The sequence below is a fragment of the Novosphingobium sp. genome (assembly GCF_024642085.1).
In the GTDB taxonomy this organism is placed as follows: Bacteria; Pseudomonadota; Alphaproteobacteria; order Sphingomonadales; family Sphingomonadaceae; genus Novosphingobium.
This window is the reverse complement of sequence record NZ_JAHEBV010000038.1, coordinates 1-16,676: the sequence shown is the minus strand read 5'-3', so window position 1 is coordinate 16,676 and position 16,676 is coordinate 1. Positions and strand designations below refer to the sequence as shown.

The 16,676-nt window shown below is 63.4% G+C and carries 17 protein-coding genes and 1 pseudogene; 6 read left to right on the top strand and 12 right to left on the bottom strand.

Annotated elements, in window-relative coordinates; translation table 11 throughout:
* Together Q0L62_RS11960 and Q0L62_RS11955 are read right to left on the bottom strand one after the other, a co-directional pair.
* A partial coding sequence (locus Q0L62_RS11960) for an MgtC/SapB family protein (protein WP_296680057.1) occupies positions 1-1,127 on the bottom strand: 1,127 nt, incomplete at its 3' end.
* Between the two features lie 43 nt (positions 1,128-1,170).
* Positions 1,171-1,395 carry a hypothetical protein gene (locus tag Q0L62_RS11955; RefSeq protein ID WP_296680056.1) on the bottom strand — a complete coding sequence of 75 codons (225 nt, stop codon included), beginning with the start codon at positions 1,393-1,395 and terminating at the stop codon, positions 1,171-1,173.
* A gap of 136 nt (positions 1,396-1,531) precedes the next feature.
* Between Q0L62_RS11955 and Q0L62_RS11950 the strand changes: the two genes are divergently transcribed.
* Positions 1,532-3,988, top strand: coding sequence for a ligase-associated DNA damage response DEXH box helicase (locus tag Q0L62_RS11950; protein ID WP_296680055.1), 2,457 nt, complete (start codon positions 1,532-1,534; stop codon positions 3,986-3,988).
* Between the two features lie 96 nt (positions 3,989-4,084).
* Here Q0L62_RS11950 and Q0L62_RS11945 read toward each other — a convergent pair whose 3' ends face one another.
* The 4 genes from Q0L62_RS11945 to Q0L62_RS11930 all read right to left on the bottom strand — a co-directional run bounded on the left by Q0L62_RS11945 (position 4,085) and on the right by Q0L62_RS11930 (position 6,752).
* Complete coding sequence (locus Q0L62_RS11945; RefSeq protein WP_296680054.1) at positions 4,085-4,540, bottom strand: biopolymer transporter ExbD; 456 nt, start codon at positions 4,538-4,540, stop codon at positions 4,085-4,087.
* A 41-nt stretch (positions 4,541-4,581) separates the two neighbouring features.
* Positions 4,582-5,118 carry a biopolymer transporter ExbD gene (locus Q0L62_RS11940; RefSeq protein ID WP_296680052.1) on the bottom strand — a complete coding sequence of 179 codons (537 nt, stop codon included), beginning with the start codon at positions 5,116-5,118 and terminating at the stop codon, positions 4,582-4,584.
* A gap of 118 nt (positions 5,119-5,236) precedes the next feature.
* Positions 5,237-6,004: a MotA/TolQ/ExbB proton channel family protein gene (locus tag Q0L62_RS11935; protein WP_296680050.1), complete on the bottom strand. Its 768-nt coding sequence runs from the start codon at positions 6,002-6,004 to the stop codon at positions 5,237-5,239.
* Positions 6,005-6,089: 85 nt separating this feature from the next.
* Positions 6,090-6,752, bottom strand: a complete 663-nt coding sequence (locus Q0L62_RS11930) for an energy transducer TonB (protein WP_296680048.1) — start codon at positions 6,750-6,752, stop codon at positions 6,090-6,092.
* A 336-nt stretch (positions 6,753-7,088) separates the two neighbouring features.
* Between Q0L62_RS11930 and Q0L62_RS11925 the strand changes: the two genes are divergently transcribed.
* A complete protein-coding gene (locus Q0L62_RS11925; protein ID WP_296680046.1) occupies positions 7,089-7,943 on the top strand; it encodes a hypothetical protein in 855 nt (284 codons plus the stop codon).
* Positions 7,944-8,045: 102 nt separating this feature from the next.
* Positions 8,046-9,359 (top strand): homoserine dehydrogenase, encoded by a 1,314-nt coding sequence (locus tag Q0L62_RS11920; protein ID WP_296680044.1) that lies wholly within the window; start codon positions 8,046-8,048, stop codon positions 9,357-9,359.
* A 9-nt stretch (positions 9,360-9,368) separates the two neighbouring features.
* Here the strand turns inward: Q0L62_RS11920 and Q0L62_RS11915 are convergent, their stop codons facing one another.
* Complete coding sequence (locus Q0L62_RS11915) at positions 9,369-9,779, bottom strand: hypothetical protein (protein WP_296680042.1); 411 nt, start codon at positions 9,777-9,779, stop codon at positions 9,369-9,371.
* 213 nt (positions 9,780-9,992) lie between these two features.
* Here Q0L62_RS11915 and glpX point away from each other — a divergent pair, with 213 nt between their 5' ends.
* The 3 genes from glpX (at position 9,993) to hisN (ending at position 12,802) form a co-directional block, all read left to right on the top strand.
* On the top strand, positions 9,993-10,979 hold the full coding sequence (gene glpX / locus Q0L62_RS11910) for a class II fructose-bisphosphatase (protein WP_296680040.1): 987 nt from the start codon (positions 9,993-9,995) through the stop codon (positions 10,977-10,979).
* Positions 10,980-11,070: 91 nt separating this feature from the next.
* Positions 11,071-12,006: a ribose-phosphate pyrophosphokinase gene (locus Q0L62_RS11905; RefSeq protein WP_296680038.1), complete on the top strand. Its 936-nt coding sequence runs from the start codon at positions 11,071-11,073 to the stop codon at positions 12,004-12,006.
* 4 nt (positions 12,007-12,010) lie between these two features.
* Positions 12,011-12,802: a histidinol-phosphatase gene (gene hisN / locus Q0L62_RS11900; protein ID WP_296680036.1), complete on the top strand. Its 792-nt coding sequence runs from the start codon at positions 12,011-12,013 to the stop codon at positions 12,800-12,802.
* A 6-nt stretch (positions 12,803-12,808) separates the two neighbouring features.
* Here the strand turns inward: hisN and Q0L62_RS11895 are convergent, their stop codons facing one another.
* The 5 genes and pseudogenes from Q0L62_RS11895 to Q0L62_RS11875 form a co-directional block, all read right to left on the bottom strand.
* Complete coding sequence (locus tag Q0L62_RS11895; protein ID WP_296680035.1) at positions 12,809-14,389, bottom strand: GMC family oxidoreductase; 1,581 nt, start codon at positions 14,387-14,389, stop codon at positions 12,809-12,811.
* 38 nt (positions 14,390-14,427) lie between these two features.
* On the bottom strand, positions 14,428-15,339 hold the full coding sequence (locus Q0L62_RS11890; protein ID WP_296680033.1) for a sterol desaturase family protein: 912 nt from the start codon (positions 15,337-15,339) through the stop codon (positions 14,428-14,430).
* Positions 15,340-15,342: 3 nt separating this feature from the next.
* Positions 15,343-15,762 (bottom strand): hypothetical protein, encoded by a 420-nt coding sequence (locus Q0L62_RS11885; protein WP_296680031.1) that lies wholly within the window; start codon positions 15,760-15,762, stop codon positions 15,343-15,345.
* Positions 15,752-16,183 (bottom strand): TIGR01244 family sulfur transferase, encoded by a 432-nt coding sequence (locus Q0L62_RS11880; RefSeq protein WP_296680029.1) that lies wholly within the window; start codon positions 16,181-16,183, stop codon positions 15,752-15,754. Before Q0L62_RS11880 ends, Q0L62_RS11885 begins: the two co-directional genes overlap by 11 nt.
* Before the next feature lie 192 nt (positions 16,184-16,375).
* Positions 16,376-16,676 (bottom strand): annotated as a pseudogene (locus tag Q0L62_RS11875) (hypothetical protein); the annotation flags it as partial.

Below are 16,676 nucleotides of genomic sequence, written 5' to 3'. Positions count from 1 at the left end.
ACCAAGCCCGCAATCCCGGCAGGCAGTGTCGCCTCTGGGAGGTTGCCCAAGGTAATAATGGCCGAATCGACGTCCACCACTCCAGACACAGCCAGGACTGTGGCCAGCCCGGCGTGGCCAAAGCGGGCCAGCATCCAGCGCGCAGCGACGGTCAATGCCATGGTCAGGACCATCAGCAGCAGTGCAGGCTTGAGGTCGAACGGGTTGCGGGGCAGCGGTGCCGCAACCGGGTTGCCGCCAGACCCGGTGCCGCGCATGATCAAGGCCAACCCGGCCAGGCTGGCAAGCAGGCCCGGGACAGCAAGGCTGGCGAAAGTGGGCAAGGCGCGCGGGGCGAGGGCAGCTGTCAGTACCATTACGCGCACGAACATGACGGCAGATGCCAGCGCGATCCCGGCATTGGCGATTCGCCGGGCGCCCTGATCATCGCGCAGTTTGCCGGCCAGCGATACTGTCACGGCGGTCGATGATACCATGGATCCTGCCGCCGCGGTTGCCAGCACGCCGCGCGTTGCCCCCAACCACCGCGCTGCAGCGTAACCGGCAAAGGAAAACCCCGATACCAGCACCACAACCAGCCATAACTGGCGCGGTCGCCATGCGCCATAAGGGCCAAGGGGTGTGTTGGGCAGCAGGGGCAGGATTACCAGCGCGATTAAGGCAAAGCGCGCAATTGCAGTAATTTCCTGCTCGTCGATATGGCGCAGGACATGATGCAGCTGGCGGCGCATGGCCAGCAGCAGAACCGTCAAACCGGTGACGGCACTGGCCAGGGCATAGTGTCCGGCCCCGGCCAGATATCCAGCAGCCAAGGTGATCAGACCCGCCAGACTGGCTGTGCCGCTGATGCTTTTGTGCTGCTGCGTTGATTGCCAGTATCCGATCACCACCAGCGCGGCAGTGGCCGCCAGCAAGACCGGGGCAAGCGCCGGCGCAAGGTAGCGCAGTGATCCGGCAAGGCCGCCGACCAAGCCCAGCAAGCCATAAGTCCGAATGCCGGCAAAACGGCTACCCGCCGGTTCGTCGCGCAGGGCCCAGCCGCGCTGCACTCCTACCAGCAGGCCCAGCGCCAAAGCCAGTGCGGCGCTTTCCAGGTATGGCCAGATCAATGCATCGGGCTGGATCATCCCGGTGGTGATGGCACCTGCGCGAGCAGCCGCAAAGCGCGAATCAGGATGGCGCGGTCGGTGTCGATGCGATCAGGTACTCACTGGCCGGTTTCGGGCCGAACAGTTTGTGAGCGATATCGTCCAGTTCACCGTGGCAAATCACGTATTCGCCCGAGGCAAAGTGGATCGACGTACCGTAAAGGCCCTCTGCCAGGAAAGCGACCTGATCGGGATTGACCATTGCGGTGTGGCTTTCGCCCTGCGTTTCGAACTTGACCAGCTGCATGGCAACAACCTTCCTTTCCGGGCAAATCCCGGGACTGGTTGCAACCCGAACGGCGCGTTATGCGTTACCGCGTGTATGGCTTGCTTACCATGATTGCCGGCATTGTGACCAGCCTTGACATGCTGCGGCTGCGCGCATGACCATGCCGGTTGCCAGTATCGCGATCGATCAATGGTTTGCCGCGCGCGGGTGGCGAATCCGCCGCCATCAGGCCGACATGCTGGCGGTCGCATCGTCGGGCCGGCATGCGCTGCTGGTCGCCGATACTGGCGCAGGCAAGACGCTGGCCGGGTTCCTGCCAACCCTGGCCGATTTCAGTCCCGACCATGCCGCCGCAGCGCCAGTGCCCGATGGGCTGCACACGCTGTATATCTCGCCGCTAAAAGCGCTGGCGCACGATGTGCAGCGCAATCTCCTGACGCCGGTCGAAGAGCTGGGCCTGCCGATCCGGATAGAGACGCGCAGCGGCGATACTCCGTCCGACCGCAAGGCACGGCAACGCGCGCGGCCGCCGCACATTCTGTTGACCACGCCAGAATCGCTGGCCTTGCTGCTGTCCTATCCCGAAGCCGACACGCTATTTGCCGGGCTGAAGCGGATCGTCATCGACGAGGTTCATGCCTTTGCCACCAGCAAGCGCGGCGATCTCCTGGCGCTGGCCCTGTCGCGCCTGCAAAGCCTGTCCCCCGGGTTGCAGCGTGTGGCGCTGTCGGCAACGGTGGCCGATCCCGACGATTTTCGCGCCTGGCTGGCCCCGTGGGGAGACATCGACAGTGTCGCTTTGGTCGAGGGCGAATCCGGGGCACCGCCCGAACTGGAAGTTCTTCTGCCCGAAGACGCGCGGGTGCCATGGGGCGGCCATGCCGCCACCTGGGCGGTGCCGCAATTGTTTGAGGCGATCAAGTCTAACCGAACAACGCTGGTATTCTGCAATACGCGCTTTCTGGCCGAGCTGATCTTTCAACAGCTGTGGGATGCCAATGAGGAAAACCTGCCGATCGGCATCCACCACGGTTCTTTGTCCAAGGAAGCGCGGCGCAAGGTCGAAGGGGCGATGGCGCGCGGCGAACTGCGCGCGCTGGTCGCAACCGCCAGCCTCGACCTGGGGGTCGATTGGGGCGACATCGATCTGGTTGTCCAGATGGGTGCGCCAAAAGGTTCGTCGCGCCTGTTGCAGCGGATTGGACGCGCCAATCACCGGCTGAATCTGCCCAGCCGGGCGCTGCTTGTTCCCGGTAACCGGTTTGAGTATCTTGAGGCGATGGCCGCCCAGCAGGCCGTCGATGAAGGGCAGCGCGACGGTGAGGATTTTCGGCCCGGCGGCCTCGACGTTCTGGCCCAGCATGTAATGGGGCGCGCTTGTGCCGGGCCGTTCGACGGCGCGGCATTGCTGCACGAAGTACGTTCGGCACTGCCCTATGCCATGGTCGATGCGGATACCTGGGAGCGGGTGCTGCATTTTGTGGCAACGGGGGGTTATGCGCTTAAAGCCTATGACCGGTTTCAGCGCATTACCCTGGGCCGCGACGGGCTGTGGCGCCTGACCCATCCTGAACATGCTGCCCGGTTCCGGCTCAATGCCGGGATCATCATGGATGCCGAAATGATCGAGGTGTGCTTTCGCAACGGCCGTGCGCTGGGGCGGGTGGAGGAAAGCTTTGCCTCAAGCCTTGCGCCCGGGGATACGATCCGTTTTGCCGGGCTGGACCTTGAGGTTGAGGCCCTGCGCGAAACCGAAATGCTGGTCCGTGCGGCCAAAAAGCCGGGACAGATACCCAGCTATGGCGGACAACGCATGCCGCTCACCACTCACCTGTCGCAGCGCGTGCAGGCCCTGCTGGCCGATCGCGCCGGTTGGGCGCGCTTTCCCGATGATGTGCGCGAATGGCTGGAGGTGCAGGATTTTCGGTCGCAATTGCCGGCGCCGGGAACACTGCTGGTTGAAAGCTTCCCTTATGAAAAGCGGCATTATGCCGTGATCTATTCGTTCGAAGGCTGGCCCGCCAATCAGTCGCTGGGCATGCTGGTTACCCGCCGGATGGAGGAGCAGGGGCTGGGTCCGCTGGGTTTTGTGGCGAACGACTATGCGCTGGCGGTCTGGGGGTTGCGGCCGATTGCCGATCCGGCCCGGCTGCTTTCGCCCGAAATCCTGGCGGACGAGTTTGTTGCCTGGGTGGAAGGCAGTTACCTGCTGCGCCGCGCATTCAAGGAAGTGGCGGTGATTGCAGGATTGGTGGAACGCCAGCAACCCGGCAGGCGCAAGACCGGCAAGCAGGTTACTTTTTCCACCGACCTCATTTTCGACGTGCTGCGCAAGTACGAACCCGATCATGTGCTGCTGCGCGCGGCCTGGGCCGATGCGCGGGCAAGGATGACGGATGTGGATCGCCTTGCGGGCGTGCTGGAACGCGCGCAAACCAGCCTGGTTCATGTCGAACTTGATCGCGTCAGCCCGCTGGCCGTTCCCGTGCTGGTCATGATCGGACGCGAACAGATGCCGCAAGGCGCCGTCGATGACGAACTGCTGATCGAGGCCGAGGGACTGGCCGGAGCGGCGATGCGGGTGGACCCGGCGGATGAGCAGGTCGATTAGTGCGTGTTCCCCCGGTCCTGGTTTGCCAGCGCCTAGCAGATACAAAAAAAGGGGCGGATCACCCCGCCCCTTTTTGCTGTGTAGTGGATCGCGTGCCTAGTTCGCCTTTGGCTCACCCGCCGCCTTGCCGAACTCCGAATACTGTTCGTTGCCGACAAAGCCGAAAGCTGTCACGCCAGAACCCTTGATGATCTTCAGCACCTTGGCCGTCGTATCATAGGGCGCTTGCGGATCGGGCTGGAACTGCAATTCCGGTTCGGGCTTGATTGCGAGGGTAGCCTGCAGCGCACTAAGAAGCTGCCCCTGGTCCATCGGCGTGTTGTTCCACAGAATCGTGCTGTCGGGCATGATGACAACCTTGTTCTTGTCACGCTTGATGATCGTGTCCGGCGGCGGGGCCGACGGGTTGGGCAGGTCGATGTTGACCGCGTGCGTTGCCACCGGGATGGTGATGATGAACATGATGAGGAGAACGAGCATGACGTCGATTAGAGGCGTCGTGTTCATTTCCATCATCGGCGAGCCATCATCCTTGCCGCCTGACATTGCCATCGTGGATTACTCCTAAAATAAAGACCGTGACCGAACCGGGGTCAACCGTTCGGGTCGACCGGGTTCGAGATGAAGCCGACGGTCGGATAGCCCGAGATCTGCACGTTGTAGACCGCGCCGGCGACACAACGCCACGGGGCCTGAACGTCGCCGCGGATATGCACCTGAGGCACGAGTTCGGGATTTGCACGCAATGCTTCGGGGCCGCCCGCGCGCTTGACGATGCTGTCGAGCCGCTTGAAGGCCATATCGCGCAGTTCGTTTGAATCGACCGGCGTGATGTTGTTGAAGTAAATGCGGCATTCCCCGCCGAGCGATGCACCCTCGAAACCGGGTTCGCCCGCAGAGCGGCCGCCGGCATCGGTTGTGCTGACCGTGAGGAGAAGGTTTTCAACCTTGTCCTTCGATTCCTGTGAAGGAATGATCGGAATTTTCAGCTTCTGGATCGTCTGGATCGCAACCGGAACTGCGATCAGGAAGATGATCAGGAGCACCAACATAACGTCCACCAGGGGCGTTGTGTTGATATCCGACATCGGCTTCTCGTCGCCGCCGGCGCCGCCAACTGACATCGCCATGTGTTACATCCTATTCTTGCGTTGTCCGGAGTAGATCGGCGACCGCTTGCGATCGCGCGTCCGGGGTGGCCGGTGGGCGGTGCAGGAATGTTCCGGCACCGCCAACCAACCGGTCAGCTTACGGCTTGGGCGCAGCAGCGGCCGGAGCAGCAGCCTTGGCAGCCGAGCCCGGCGTGGTGATCACGGCCGGACGGACGGCACCGCGCGAATTGATGTAAGCCAGCACGTCGGTCGAAAAACCCGAAAGCAGTTCGGCGATGCGCTTGTTGCGGGCCTGGAGGTAGTTGTAGGCAAGCACTGCGGGAACCGCGACGAGCAGACCGAGCGCGGTCATGATCAGCGCTTCACCGACCGGACCCGCTACCTTGTCGATCGAGGCCGAACCGGCGATGCCGATTGCGATCAGCGCGCGGTAGATGCCGACCACGGTACCAAACAGACCGATGAACGGCGAGGTGGCGCCGACGGTTGCCAGGAATGGCAGGCCGCTGGCCAGACGGGCATTGATGCTGGCTTCCGAACGGGCAAGCGAACCGTGCAGCCAGTCATGGGCTTCCATCGCATCGGCCATCTTGCCGTGCGAATCTTCGGCGGCGATGCCATCATCGACAACCTGGCGCCAGGCGCTGTTCTTGTCGAGCTTGGCAGCACCTTCCTTGAGCGTGCTGGCGCGCCAGAACTGGCCGCGCAGCTCGCGGTGCTGACGCAGGATCTTCTGCTGTTCAAACCATTTGGTGAACAGGATGAAGAACGATCCGAACGACATGATGCCAAGGATAATGACGGTCGCATAGGCGATGAAACCGCCCTGCTCCAGCGCTTCGGCAAAACCGAACTTGTTCTGCGGAGCCGCGTTGCCAGCAGCGGCGAGAAGTTCAAAAACCATGCGATAGTCCTCTCAAGAGAATTAAAATCAAAACCAAAACCAGAAAATGATGCGGCGTCACGGCTGACGCAGCCTTTTACGAAAATCAGTCCTTGGGAATCTGCCAGCGTACCGAACTGGCCCAACCGCCCGCTACCGGCTTGCCTTCACCGTCCATCGCCGGATTGAACCGGCCGCGGCGGGTGATGAGCGAACAGGTAGTGGAATCAAGCTCGCTCGATCCGCTAGAGCCCGTGACATCGCACGAGGTCACGCGGCCATCCGCGCCGATTGTGACACGGAAGCGGGTGACACCTTCTTCTTCGCGGCGCAGCGGGCCCGAAGGATAGTCGTTGGCGTTGGCCCACGAACCCGGGTTGCCTTTGGGCGAAGCGCTTTTCGCCTGGAAACGGGGCGGCGGGGGCGGGGGTGCCGGGACCGGAGCCGGCGGTGCAATGATCGGCACAATCGGCGCAACCGGCGGCGGTGTCGTCACCGTGGTGATCGGCGGCGGAGCAACATTGACGTTGATCTTCACCGGCGGAGCCACAATCGGAGGTGCTGCCGCCTTTTGCTTGGGCGGCGGCGGCGGCTCCTTCTTGGGCTCGTCCTTTTTGATATCGACAGTCGTCACCTTTTTGACGACCGCCTGGATCCCTTCATATGCCAGGCCAGTAACCAGCGCATAGATGAGAGCCAAGTGGATCAAGGCGACAACGACAAAGGCGATAGTGCGATTGCCGCTCACTTGTTGGTCAGCGTAGGCCATTCAGACGGATCACTCCTAACAGTCCCACCGGGACGAACCCGGAAACGACGTTCAAAGCCGCGTTGACGACTCCAAACGCCCAAAAACTTTACTTCCACCCTGTTGGTCAATCCAGAAAGCCGGCCCTCTTCCCGATGCGCCGACTGACTAAGATCGCAGGCCTTTGTTTTTTGTTTGGCCCGGTTTTTTGCATTCTGTAACGTTGAGGCGGCATGTGCGCAACGCTTTATCCATTAACGGGTGATTCACGTATGTTAAGATCAAAAGTGGCCTAACCACATGCGATTCTGGCCTTTTGCCAATCGAGCCTCGCCCCGCAGAGAGGCAGGAGTATCAATGACCGGTTTGATTTCACGCACTCGATTGCTCCTGCTGGTTGCTGCTGGCTGCACGTTCGCAAGCGCGGCCAATGCTGATTCGCGCAATCCCGCGACTCCCGCGCCGCCAGCAGCTACCTATGCCGATCTGGTCGATCTTGCCGACGGGACCCCGCTGGTGGTTCGCGCGCAAATCCGCAAGGCCGTGCCGGTCGAGCCGGAACGCGCGCGCGGGCTGCGCGCGGGCTGGATTCGCGCCTATGTCGAAGCGCGGACCGAGGCCGTGATCGGCGGCAACCGGGCGCTGGGCGAGCAGCTGGCATACCTTGTCGACGTAAAGGCCGATGCCAAAGGGAAGCTGCCTGCTCTCAAGAAGAAGGCCGTGATCCTGTTTGCGCGTCCGGTTGATGCCCGCCCCGCCGAACTGCAACTGGTCGCACCCGATGCGCAGCTGCCTTGGGATGCGGCAACCGAAGCGCGAGTGAAAGGCGTGCTGTCCGAGCTTTACGCGTCCGGCGCTCCGCAAAAGATCACCGGCGTAAGGGAAGCGTTGCACGTTCCCGGCAATCTTGCAGGAGCAGGCGAGACCCAGCTGTTCCTCGGCAGCGCGAGCGGCGAGCCGGCCGCGATTACGGTTTCGCGCATGCCGGGCCGCGATGCAGCGATGAACGTATCGTTTTCCGAACTGGTCGGGGCTGGCTCCGGCCTGCCCGCGCGCGAAACTCTGGCATGGTACCGGCTCGCCTGTTTTCTGCCGGCCAGTCTGCCGGCCGGCGCAAATATCGGGGAAGTGACCGAGGATCGGGCGGCGGCAGCGCTAGACTATCGGGCGGTAATAGAGCGGCTGGGCCCCTGCGAACGCGCGCGCCGTTAAGCACGCAATTGTAACGAAATTACGCATAGATCGCGGTAACGCGCGCTTTCTTGCTTGCCGCCCCGATTCCGGCTGCCTAAGGGCGCGCTGAAAGGGGATTGTATGGTTGACGCGCCCGCACCGCTGCGGATTGCCCTTGCCGGGCTTGGCACAGTCGGGGCCGGAGTAATCCGCCTGATCGAAGCCAATGCTGCGCTGATCGCACGCCGCGCCGGTCGACCGCTCGAAGTCACGGTGGTCGGCGCGCGTGATCGCGGCAAGGACCGCGGCATTGATCTGACGCGCTATGCCTGGGAAGACGACATGGTCATCATGGGCGAACGCGCCGATGTGGACGTGGTGGTCGAGATGGTCGGCGGCTCGGACGGACCGGCGCTGGCCTGTGCCCGCACCACGATAGAGGCGGGCAAGGCGCTGGTCACAGCCAACAAGGCGATGATCGCGCACCATGGGCTGGAACTGGCCGGCAAGGCCGAGCAGGCCAAGGTCGCACTGAAGTTCGAAGCCGCGGTGGCAGGCGGTATCCCGGTAATCAAAGGCCTGCGCGAAGGTGCTGCGGCCAACGAGATCGAGCGGGTTTACGGTATCCTCAACGGCACCTGCAATTACATCCTTTCAACCATGGAAGATACCGGCCGCGATTTTGCCGATGTGCTGGCCGAAGCGCAGGCCAAAGGCTATGCCGAGGCCGATCCGGCCTTCGACATCGAGGGCATCGATGCCGCGCACAAGCTGTCTATCCTGGCGGCCATCGCGTTTGGCGGACGGCTCGATTTCGCCGCAGTGGAAACGTCGGGCATCACGCGGCTGCGTGCCGCCGATATCGCGCAGGCAGATGCACTGGGCTATGTAATCCGCCTGATCGGCATGGCCGATACGATGGACGGCACTGATGGAAAGTGCCTGTTCCAGCGGGTCCAGCCGCACCTTGTCCCTTTCAATCATCCGCTGGCCCATGTCGACGGAGCGACCAATGCGGTGGTCGCCGAAGGCAATTTTTCGGGCCGGTTGCTGTTTCAGGGCGCTGGTGCCGGCGATGGCCCGACTGCCAGTGCCGTCGTGGCCGACCTTATCGATATTGCCCGGGGCGAGATCGGTGCGCCATTTTCTGTTCCGGTAAGCGAGCTGGAAGCCATGGCTGCTGCCGATGCCGGTAGCCGGCGGGGCCGTTCCTATGTCCGGCTGCTGGCGGCAGACCGGCCTGGCGTGCTGGCGGAAATCACGGCGGCGTTCCGCGATGCCGGGGTGTCGATCGAAAGTCTGATCCAGAAAGGCCGATCCGATGACGATGCGGTCATGGTGGCGCTGGTCACCCATGAAGGGCCTGAAAGCGCGGTAACGCATGCGGTCCGTTTGCTGAGCGGTTCGTCAAGCCTGACCGAAGCGCCGCTGGTCATGCACATCCTGGGTGATTGATCAGTACCGTCATGGCGCGGCGATTTCACCCTTGCCGATCCGGTCTGCATCCGATCCAGCCGGTGCTTCGGGTATCGCCTTGAGGTCGATCACATATACTTTGGGCGGCGCATAACCGCCGATCATGCAGCCCGGCTGGCCCCTGCAGGATCCACGATCCAGTTGCGGCGGCGTCGGCACACCATTGCGCAGCGCGGCACGGGAACCAGGATTGCTGTCTATTGTCGAAGGCACGCGGTAGCGGCTGCTGTCGGTCGCTGCGCAGACCACGATTTCATCATCGGAACTGCCGGCGCAGCTTTGCCGCGGCGCCACTGGCGACAGCGCGCGGTGTGCGTTATCAAGCACTTCGGCCACGCGCGCATCGACCGGGTCGACTGATTGCGCCTGCGCCTGCGCCGCAAATGTTGCTGTAAACATCAATGCCGCAAGCCAGCCCAAACAGGCAGCTGCTGATATGAACACCCCGGGTCGCACCCGGACGAACTGACTGTCCGGGGAGTGAACGCGTGATGAATGCCCCCAGGTCACGCTGCCCTCGACAACCGAGCCGGCGCTGTTTAAGCGGCCTGCCTACATAGGTATGCTGTGGCTCGGTTTCGCCGCCTGTTTCGAAAGGTCTGCTGTTTCGTCATGACAAGTTCCTCGACCCCGGGCAGCGATGTGCTCGACCGTGTGCTGGTACTCGAAATGGTCCGTGTAACCGAAGCAGCGGCGATCGGTGCATCGCGCCTGATCGGCCGCGGCGATGAAAAGGCAGCGGACGCAGCGGCGGTTGAATGCATGCGTGCGGCCCTTAACGAACTGGCGATGGATGGCACCGTCGTGATCGGCGAAGGTGAGCGTGACGAGGCGCCGATGCTGTACATCGGGGAAAAGGTCGGGAGCGCGCAAGGAACCGGACCCAGGATCGACATTGCGCTCGATCCGCTGGAAGGGACCACGATCACTGCCAAGGCTGGCCCGAACGCGCTGGCCGTGCTGGCCGTGGCCGAAGAGGGCAACCTGCTTAACGCACCCGACGTCTACATGGACAAACTGGCGGTCGGACCGGGATATCCGGACGGCGTCATCGGTCTGGACAAGACGCCGACCGAAAACGTCAGGGCGGTAGCAGCTGCCAAGGGTGTGAACCCGGATGAAATCATCGTCTGCGTGCTCGACCGGCCGCGTCATGCTGCCCTGATCGCTGAACTGCGCGGGCTGGGTTGTGGGGTTGTACTGATCGGCGATGGCGATGTGGCCGGCGTCATCGCGGTGACAAATCCGGAAACCACCATCGACCTTTACATGGGCCAGGGGGGCGCGCCCGAAGGTGTGCTGGCCGCCGCTGCGCTGCGCTGCGTTGGCGGCCAGTTCAACGGCCGTCTGGTGTTCCGCAACGATGAAGAACGCGCGCGCGCCCGCAAATGGGGGATCGAGGATCTGGGCCGGATCTACACGCGGGACGAGCTGGCCAAGGGCGATTGCATCTTTGCCGCCACAGGCGTTACCGACGGATCCCTGCTGAAGGGCGTCAAGCGGATGCGCGGCGGGCTGATCACCACGCATTCAGTGGTGATGCGTGCCAGTTCGGGCACCGTCCGCTGGGTTTCGGGTGAACATCACAACAAGGATTGATTGCCGGGAAACTGCGGCCTGACGGGTTGCATTCCGCCCACCCTTGGCTAAGGCCCGCCAAGGGCTGAACTGCGCGGGGAATGGTGCGACGATGAAGATCCTGGCTGGCAACTCGAACCCGCCCTTGGCGCGCGCCATTGCAGGCTATCTCGAACTGCCGCTGACCCAGGCCGACGTGCGCCGTTTTGCCGATGAAGAAGTTTTCGTCGAAATCCATGAAAACGTGCGCGGCGAGGATGTGTTCGTCGTCCAGTCGACCAGCTTTCCGGCCAACGACAACCTGATGGAGCTGCTGATCTGCATTGATGCGCTGCGCCGCGCCTCGGCCAAGCGGATCACCGCGGTACTGCCCTATTTCGGTTATGCCCGCCAGGACCGCAAGCCAGGCCCGCGCACGCCGATTTCAGCCAAGCTGGTCGCCAACCTGATCACGACTGCCGGGGCCGACCGGGTTCTTGCTGTCGATCTTCACGCCGGGCAGATCCAGGGCTTTTTCGATATCCCGACTGACAACCTTTATGCCGCGCCGGTCATGGCGGCGGATATCCTGACGCGGGCCAGCGGGCAGGATCTGATGGTGGTTTCGCCCGACGTCGGCGGCGTGGTGCGCGCCCGCGCTTTGGCCAAGCGCCTCAACAATGCGCCGCTGGCGATCGTCGACAAGCGCCGCGACAAGCCCGGGTCGTCCGAAGTCATGAACATCATCGGCGATGTCGCGGGCCAGAACTGCATCCTGATCGATGACATCATCGATTCGGGCGGCACCCTGTGCAACGCCGCACAGGCGTTGATGGATGATGGTGCGGCCAGCGTCACCGCCTATCTCACCCACGGGGTGCTTTCGGGCATGGCGGTTCAGCGGGTGACCAATTCGGCGCTTAAGGAACTGGTGATCACCGATACCATCCAGGCAACGCAAGAAGCGCTTGCCTCGCCCCGCATCCGCGTGCTGTCGATTGCCCCGCTGATTGGCGAGGCGATCCACCGCATTGCCGAGGAAAGCTCGGTCTCAAGCCTGTTTGATTAAAGAAATGGCTTCTGCCCGTCTCGACGCTGAACTGGCCCTTGCCAACCGCCTCGCCGATGCTGCGCGGGCGGCGATCGTGCCGCTGTTTCGCAGTGCTTATGGCAGCGAACGCAAGGCTGACCGATCGCCCGTGACCGAGGCAGACCGCGCCGCGGAAGAGGCGATGCGCCGCCTGATCAAATCAGAGTTTCCGCGCGATGCGATCCACGGCGAGGAGTTTGGCGCAGAACCGGGCACGTCGGGCCGGACCTGGGTGCTCGATCCGATTGACGGCACCACCGCCTTCATGGCCGGGCGCCCGATCTTCGGCACGCTGATCGCCCTGGTCCAGGAAGGCTGGCCGGTGCTGGGTATTATCGACCAGGCGATCCTGCAGGAACGCTGGGTCGGGGCGGCGGGCCGCGCTACGACTTTCAATGGCACAGAGGTGCGCACGCGTCCCTGCCGGACGCTGGCCGAAGCGACCATCGCCACGACCGGGCCGCACTATTTCGATGATCACGACGGCGCACACTTCATGGGCCTTGCCGCCAAGACCGATCATAAGCGCATGGTGATGGGCGGCGATTGCTATAATTATGCCATGCTTGCCGCGGGCCACATCGACATCGTGTGCGAGGCCAACCTCAAGCTGCATGACTACGCCGCGCTGATCCCGGTCGTCGAAGGCGCCGGCGGGACCATGGCGGACTGGAACGGCGATCCACTCCACGCTGCCAGCGATGGCCACGTTCTGGCGCTGGGTGATCCGGCACGGCTGGATGATGTGATCGAGGCGCTGGCCTGCAATCACTAAGGCGGACTAGCCGGCGAGCGAAGCTTTCACGAAGTCCGCCGCGCGTTCGCCGATCATGATCGACGGGGCGTTGGTGTTGCCCGAAACCAGCCGCGGCATGATGCTGGCGTCGGCCACCCACAATCCATCCAGACCACGGGCCTTGAGCGCGGGATCCACTACCGAAGCCTTATCGCCGCCCATCCGGCAGGTCCCGACCGGGTGATAGACCGTGTCGGCGCGGCTGCGGATCAGATCGTCCAGCGCGGCATCGTCAGCCAGGTTGACCGGCTGGCGGGCCGTGCCGCTATAGGCCGCCAACGCGCCGGTTTCGGCCAGGCGGTACAGCAGCCGAACCCCGGCGCGCAGGGTTGCCATGTCGCGCGGATCGCTGAGGAAGTTGGGATCAATCGCCGGGGCTGCGGCAGGATCGGCCGAATTAAGCTGCACCGTCCCCCGGCTTTCAGGGCGCAGGACGCAGGCATGGATCGAAAAGCCGTGGCCCTTGACCTTGGTCCGGCCGTGATCTTCCAGCATCGCGGGGACGAAATGGTACTGGATGTCGGGCGCGGGCAGATCGGGCGACGATCGCCAAAACCCGCCTGCCTCGGCAAAGGGGGTGGTCATCAGACCGGTGCGTTTCAAGCGGTGCTCGATCACCGCCTTGGCCATGGTCCAGGTGCCGGCCAGACTGTCGCCAAAAAAGTCCTTCGATGCGGTTTGCCAGCTGGCCACATAGTCGATGTGGTCCTGCAGATCGGCGCCCACGGCGGCGCGGTCCTGCGCTACCGGTATGCCGTGCTGGGTCAGATGAGCAGCCGGACCGATCCCCGACAGCATCAGCACTTGCGGGCTGCCGAACGCGCCTGCCGAAAGCACCACGCCGCCGCTGGCACGCAGTACTGCGCGCTTGTCGCCCTGGCGGATCGCCACACCCACCGCGCGGCCCTGTTCGATCACGATCCGTTCGACCAGCACCCCGGTGCGGACGGCTAGATTGGGGCGCGGCGACAAATAAGCCCGCGCGGCTGACCAGCGCTCTCCGCCTTTCTGGGTCACCTGGTACAGGCCGAAACCGTCCTGCCGCGCTCCGTTGAAATCGCCGTTTTCAGGCAGTTGCAGATCGCGCGCGCTGGCCACAAAGGCGCGGCTGCCGGGATTGGGCCAGCGCTGGTCCATTACACTAAGCGGACCTTCGCCTCCGTGCCATTGGTCTCCGCCGCGCTCATTACCTTCGGACCGTTTGAAATAGGGCAGCACATCAGCGTGATTCCAGCCGGTGCAGCCCAGCTCGGCCCAATGGTCGTAGTCGTGGTGATTGCCGCGAATATAGACCATGGCATTGATCGCACTTGATCCGCCCAGCCCGCGCCCGCGCGGCTGGTATCCGGTTCGCCCTTTCAGACCGGCCTGCGGCACTGTCTCGAACCGCCAGTTCGATGTCTCGGGTATGAAAGGCATGAATCCGGGGGTCTTGACCCGTATCGTGTCGTTGCTACCGCCCGCCTCCAGCAGGCAGACGCGCCTTCGCCCGTCCTCGCTCAACCGTCCGGCCGCCGCGCTGCCCGCGCTGCCTCCACCGATGACGATGATGTCGAACTGGTCCATGCAAGCTCTCCTTGGGAGGAGAGCTGTTAAGCGGTCGATTAAAGCGGCGCAACAGTGTCTTTGGGGCGGTCGTCTTCCAGCGCTTGCCAGCGCGCCCGGATCATGTCGGATGTGTCGCGGCTGCCATCGTGGGTCCAGCCCGGCGCACGCAGCACATAGCCAAGTTTGGCGCCCCACGGCGCTTGCCAGACATCGCGCGCCATGCCGATCCATTCGTGGAACGCGGTCCACCACAAATTGAAGCTTCCCAGCTGCTTGACGATGCCGTAGTGGTGACGAACTCCGTCGATTTCGCGCTGGAATGAGCCGAACAAGCGGTCCCAGACGATGAACACTCCGGCATAATTTCGGTCCAGATAGACCGGGTTGACTGCATGATGAACGCGGTGGTGCGAAGGCGTGTTCATCACCGCCTCGAACCACCGCGGCAGGCGCCCGATCACCTCGGTGTGGATCCAGAACTGATAAACCAGATTGACCGCCCCGACCGTGGCGAGCATCGCCGGGTGAAAGCCGATCAGGACCGGCCAGATCCGGAACACGAACGACAGGGCGGGAAATCCGGTCCAGGTCTGGCGCAGCGCGGTCGACAGGTTGTAGTGCTGGCTTGAATGGTGGTTGACGTGGCTGGCCCAGAACCAGCGCACCCGGTGCCCGCTGCGGTGCGCCCAGTAATAGTTGAAATCATCAAGCACGAAGCACGCGATCCACGCCCACCAGGCCCAGCCGATTTCAGCAACACGGAACTGGTAGAGGGCAAAGGCCGCCGCCGCGACAAGCCCTGCAAGGGCTGCGCCGGCAACCGTGCTGCCCAGCCCCATGGCCAGCGACGACAGCGTGTCGCGCGCCTCATAGGCAGCAGGGGAACGGCGCCGCGCCCAGGTGATCTCGATCAGGATCAGCAGGATGAAGAAGGGGACGGCATAATCGACCGGGGTCATCTGAGGCATCGGCTATGCCCCAAGCCGGCGCAGGCTGCTGGCCCAGTATTGCGCCCTCTCGCCCAGATCGAGCGTGACGGAGCCAAACCGCCGGTCATCGGTCCCGATGGTCAGGAAATTGCGATCCAGCCGGGCATAGGCGTGCGAATCGAGAGCGCGCGCGGCAAATTGCGCGCCGTGCCGGCGCAATAACAGGACTCGTCCACCAGGATCGCGGGCCAGGGCGCCGATCCCTGCGCGGTCCAGCGCGATTTCTGCCGCGTCGAAATCGCACTGGGCCGCGCGCGCCAGTTCGCGCACTTCCGATTCTTCGCGCAGGCGCACATCGCTGCCCAGCTTCAGGCGGGCAACCCACCCGGCGATCGCCAGTATCGCAACCAGCGACAGGGCCAGCTTGACCCCCACAAAAAGAACTGCAGAACTAAAGATCACTGGCTGACAGCATGTCCATCATCGCGCGCACCGGGGTGATGTCATAACCGGCGCGCGCCGCAGCCGCGCTCAGCGCATGGGCGCTTTTGCCGCGGCTGGATTCGGCCAGCGCCCACAGCAAGGTCGATCGCGTGCCCGAACGGCAGTAGGCCAGCACCGGCTTATCGGTTTCGGCCAAAGCCGCTGCCATTGCCTGGACCTGGCCCTGCGAAAACCCGGCGTGGGTTACCGGAATGGCCACATAGTCAAGCCCGGCCGCGCGGGCCGCAGCTTCGATCGCGGGGCCCGGAGTCTGGTCCTCGCTTTCGTCCTCCGGTCGGTTGTTGATGATCAGTCCGATCCCTTGCGCAGCTGCTGCGGCGACATCGTCCAGAGTGATCTGCGGGCTGGCGAAAACGCGATCGGTAAGCGCTCGAAACATGAATGGCCCATTCCCGAATTACAGCGCGGCAACAGGGGCGTCCGCACGTACCGCTCTGTGCCAAGGCTGGTGCCCCTAGGCAAGCCGGACGGCCCTGTTGCAGCGGGGACTATAAGAAGAGTCTGGCAGAAATGTCACATCTGCGGTGAAAACAGGAATCGATTCGCCAATCAGTGGTTTATTCGCTATCAGTCACCGTGCGGAGGAGAAGGCCCAGGGCCCGATTGCCGCTTGGCTGAAGCGATTCGTCCGCGCTTCGGCCCGTGTTTCGTGGGGCGATGCGAAGGTTTGTTCGGGTATATGGGTTTTGATCGAGGACGTCGCGGCCGTGGTCGCGACAAGCGGGACGGTTTCGGAGAAGACAGCTTTGATCCGTTTGCCGGCGGAAGCAGCGGCGGCGGTGGTGACCGTTTCGGCGGTGGCGGCGACCGGTTTGGCGGCGGCGGTGATCGCTTCGGCGGTGGCGGCGGTGGCGGCGGTGGTCGCAGCTTCG

Coding starts and splice junctions, on each gene's coding strand:
- Q0L62_RS11880 (WP_296680029.1), bottom strand. CDS start 16,183: ATGTTTCGAGCGCTTACCGATCGCGTTTTCGCCAGCCCGCAGATCACT.
- Q0L62_RS11950 (WP_296680055.1), top strand. CDS start 1,532: ATGACCATGCCGGTTGCCAGTATCGCGATCGATCAATGGTTTGCCGCG.
- glpX (WP_296680040.1), top strand. CDS start 9,993: ATGACAAGTTCCTCGACCCCGGGCAGCGATGTGCTCGACCGTGTGCTG.
- Q0L62_RS11915 (WP_296680042.1), bottom strand. CDS start 9,779: ATGTTTACAGCAACATTTGCGGCGCAGGCGCAGGCGCAATCAGTCGAC.
- Q0L62_RS11890 (WP_296680033.1), bottom strand. CDS start 15,339: ATGCCTCAGATGACCCCGGTCGATTATGCCGTCCCCTTCTTCATCCTG.
- Q0L62_RS11940 (WP_296680052.1), bottom strand. CDS start 5,118: ATGGCGATGTCAGTTGGCGGCGCCGGCGGCGACGAGAAGCCGATGTCG.
- Q0L62_RS11935 (WP_296680050.1), bottom strand. CDS start 6,004: ATGGTTTTTGAACTTCTCGCCGCTGCTGGCAACGCGGCTCCGCAGAAC.
- Q0L62_RS11905 (WP_296680038.1), top strand. CDS start 11,071: ATGAAGATCCTGGCTGGCAACTCGAACCCGCCCTTGGCGCGCGCCATT.
- Q0L62_RS11945 (WP_296680054.1), bottom strand. CDS start 4,540: ATGGCAATGTCAGGCGGCAAGGATGATGGCTCGCCGATGATGGAAATG.
- hisN (WP_296680036.1), top strand. CDS start 12,011: ATGGCTTCTGCCCGTCTCGACGCTGAACTGGCCCTTGCCAACCGCCTC.
- Q0L62_RS11895 (WP_296680035.1), bottom strand. CDS start 14,389: ATGGACCAGTTCGACATCATCGTCATCGGTGGAGGCAGCGCGGGCAGC.
- Q0L62_RS11920 (WP_296680044.1), top strand. CDS start 8,046: ATGGTTGACGCGCCCGCACCGCTGCGGATTGCCCTTGCCGGGCTTGGC.
- Q0L62_RS11955 (WP_296680056.1), bottom strand. CDS start 1,395: ATGCAGCTGGTCAAGTTCGAAACGCAGGGCGAAAGCCACACCGCAATG.
- Q0L62_RS11925 (WP_296680046.1), top strand. CDS start 7,089: ATGACCGGTTTGATTTCACGCACTCGATTGCTCCTGCTGGTTGCTGCT.
- Q0L62_RS11930 (WP_296680048.1), bottom strand. CDS start 6,752: ATGGCCTACGCTGACCAACAAGTGAGCGGCAATCGCACTATCGCCTTT.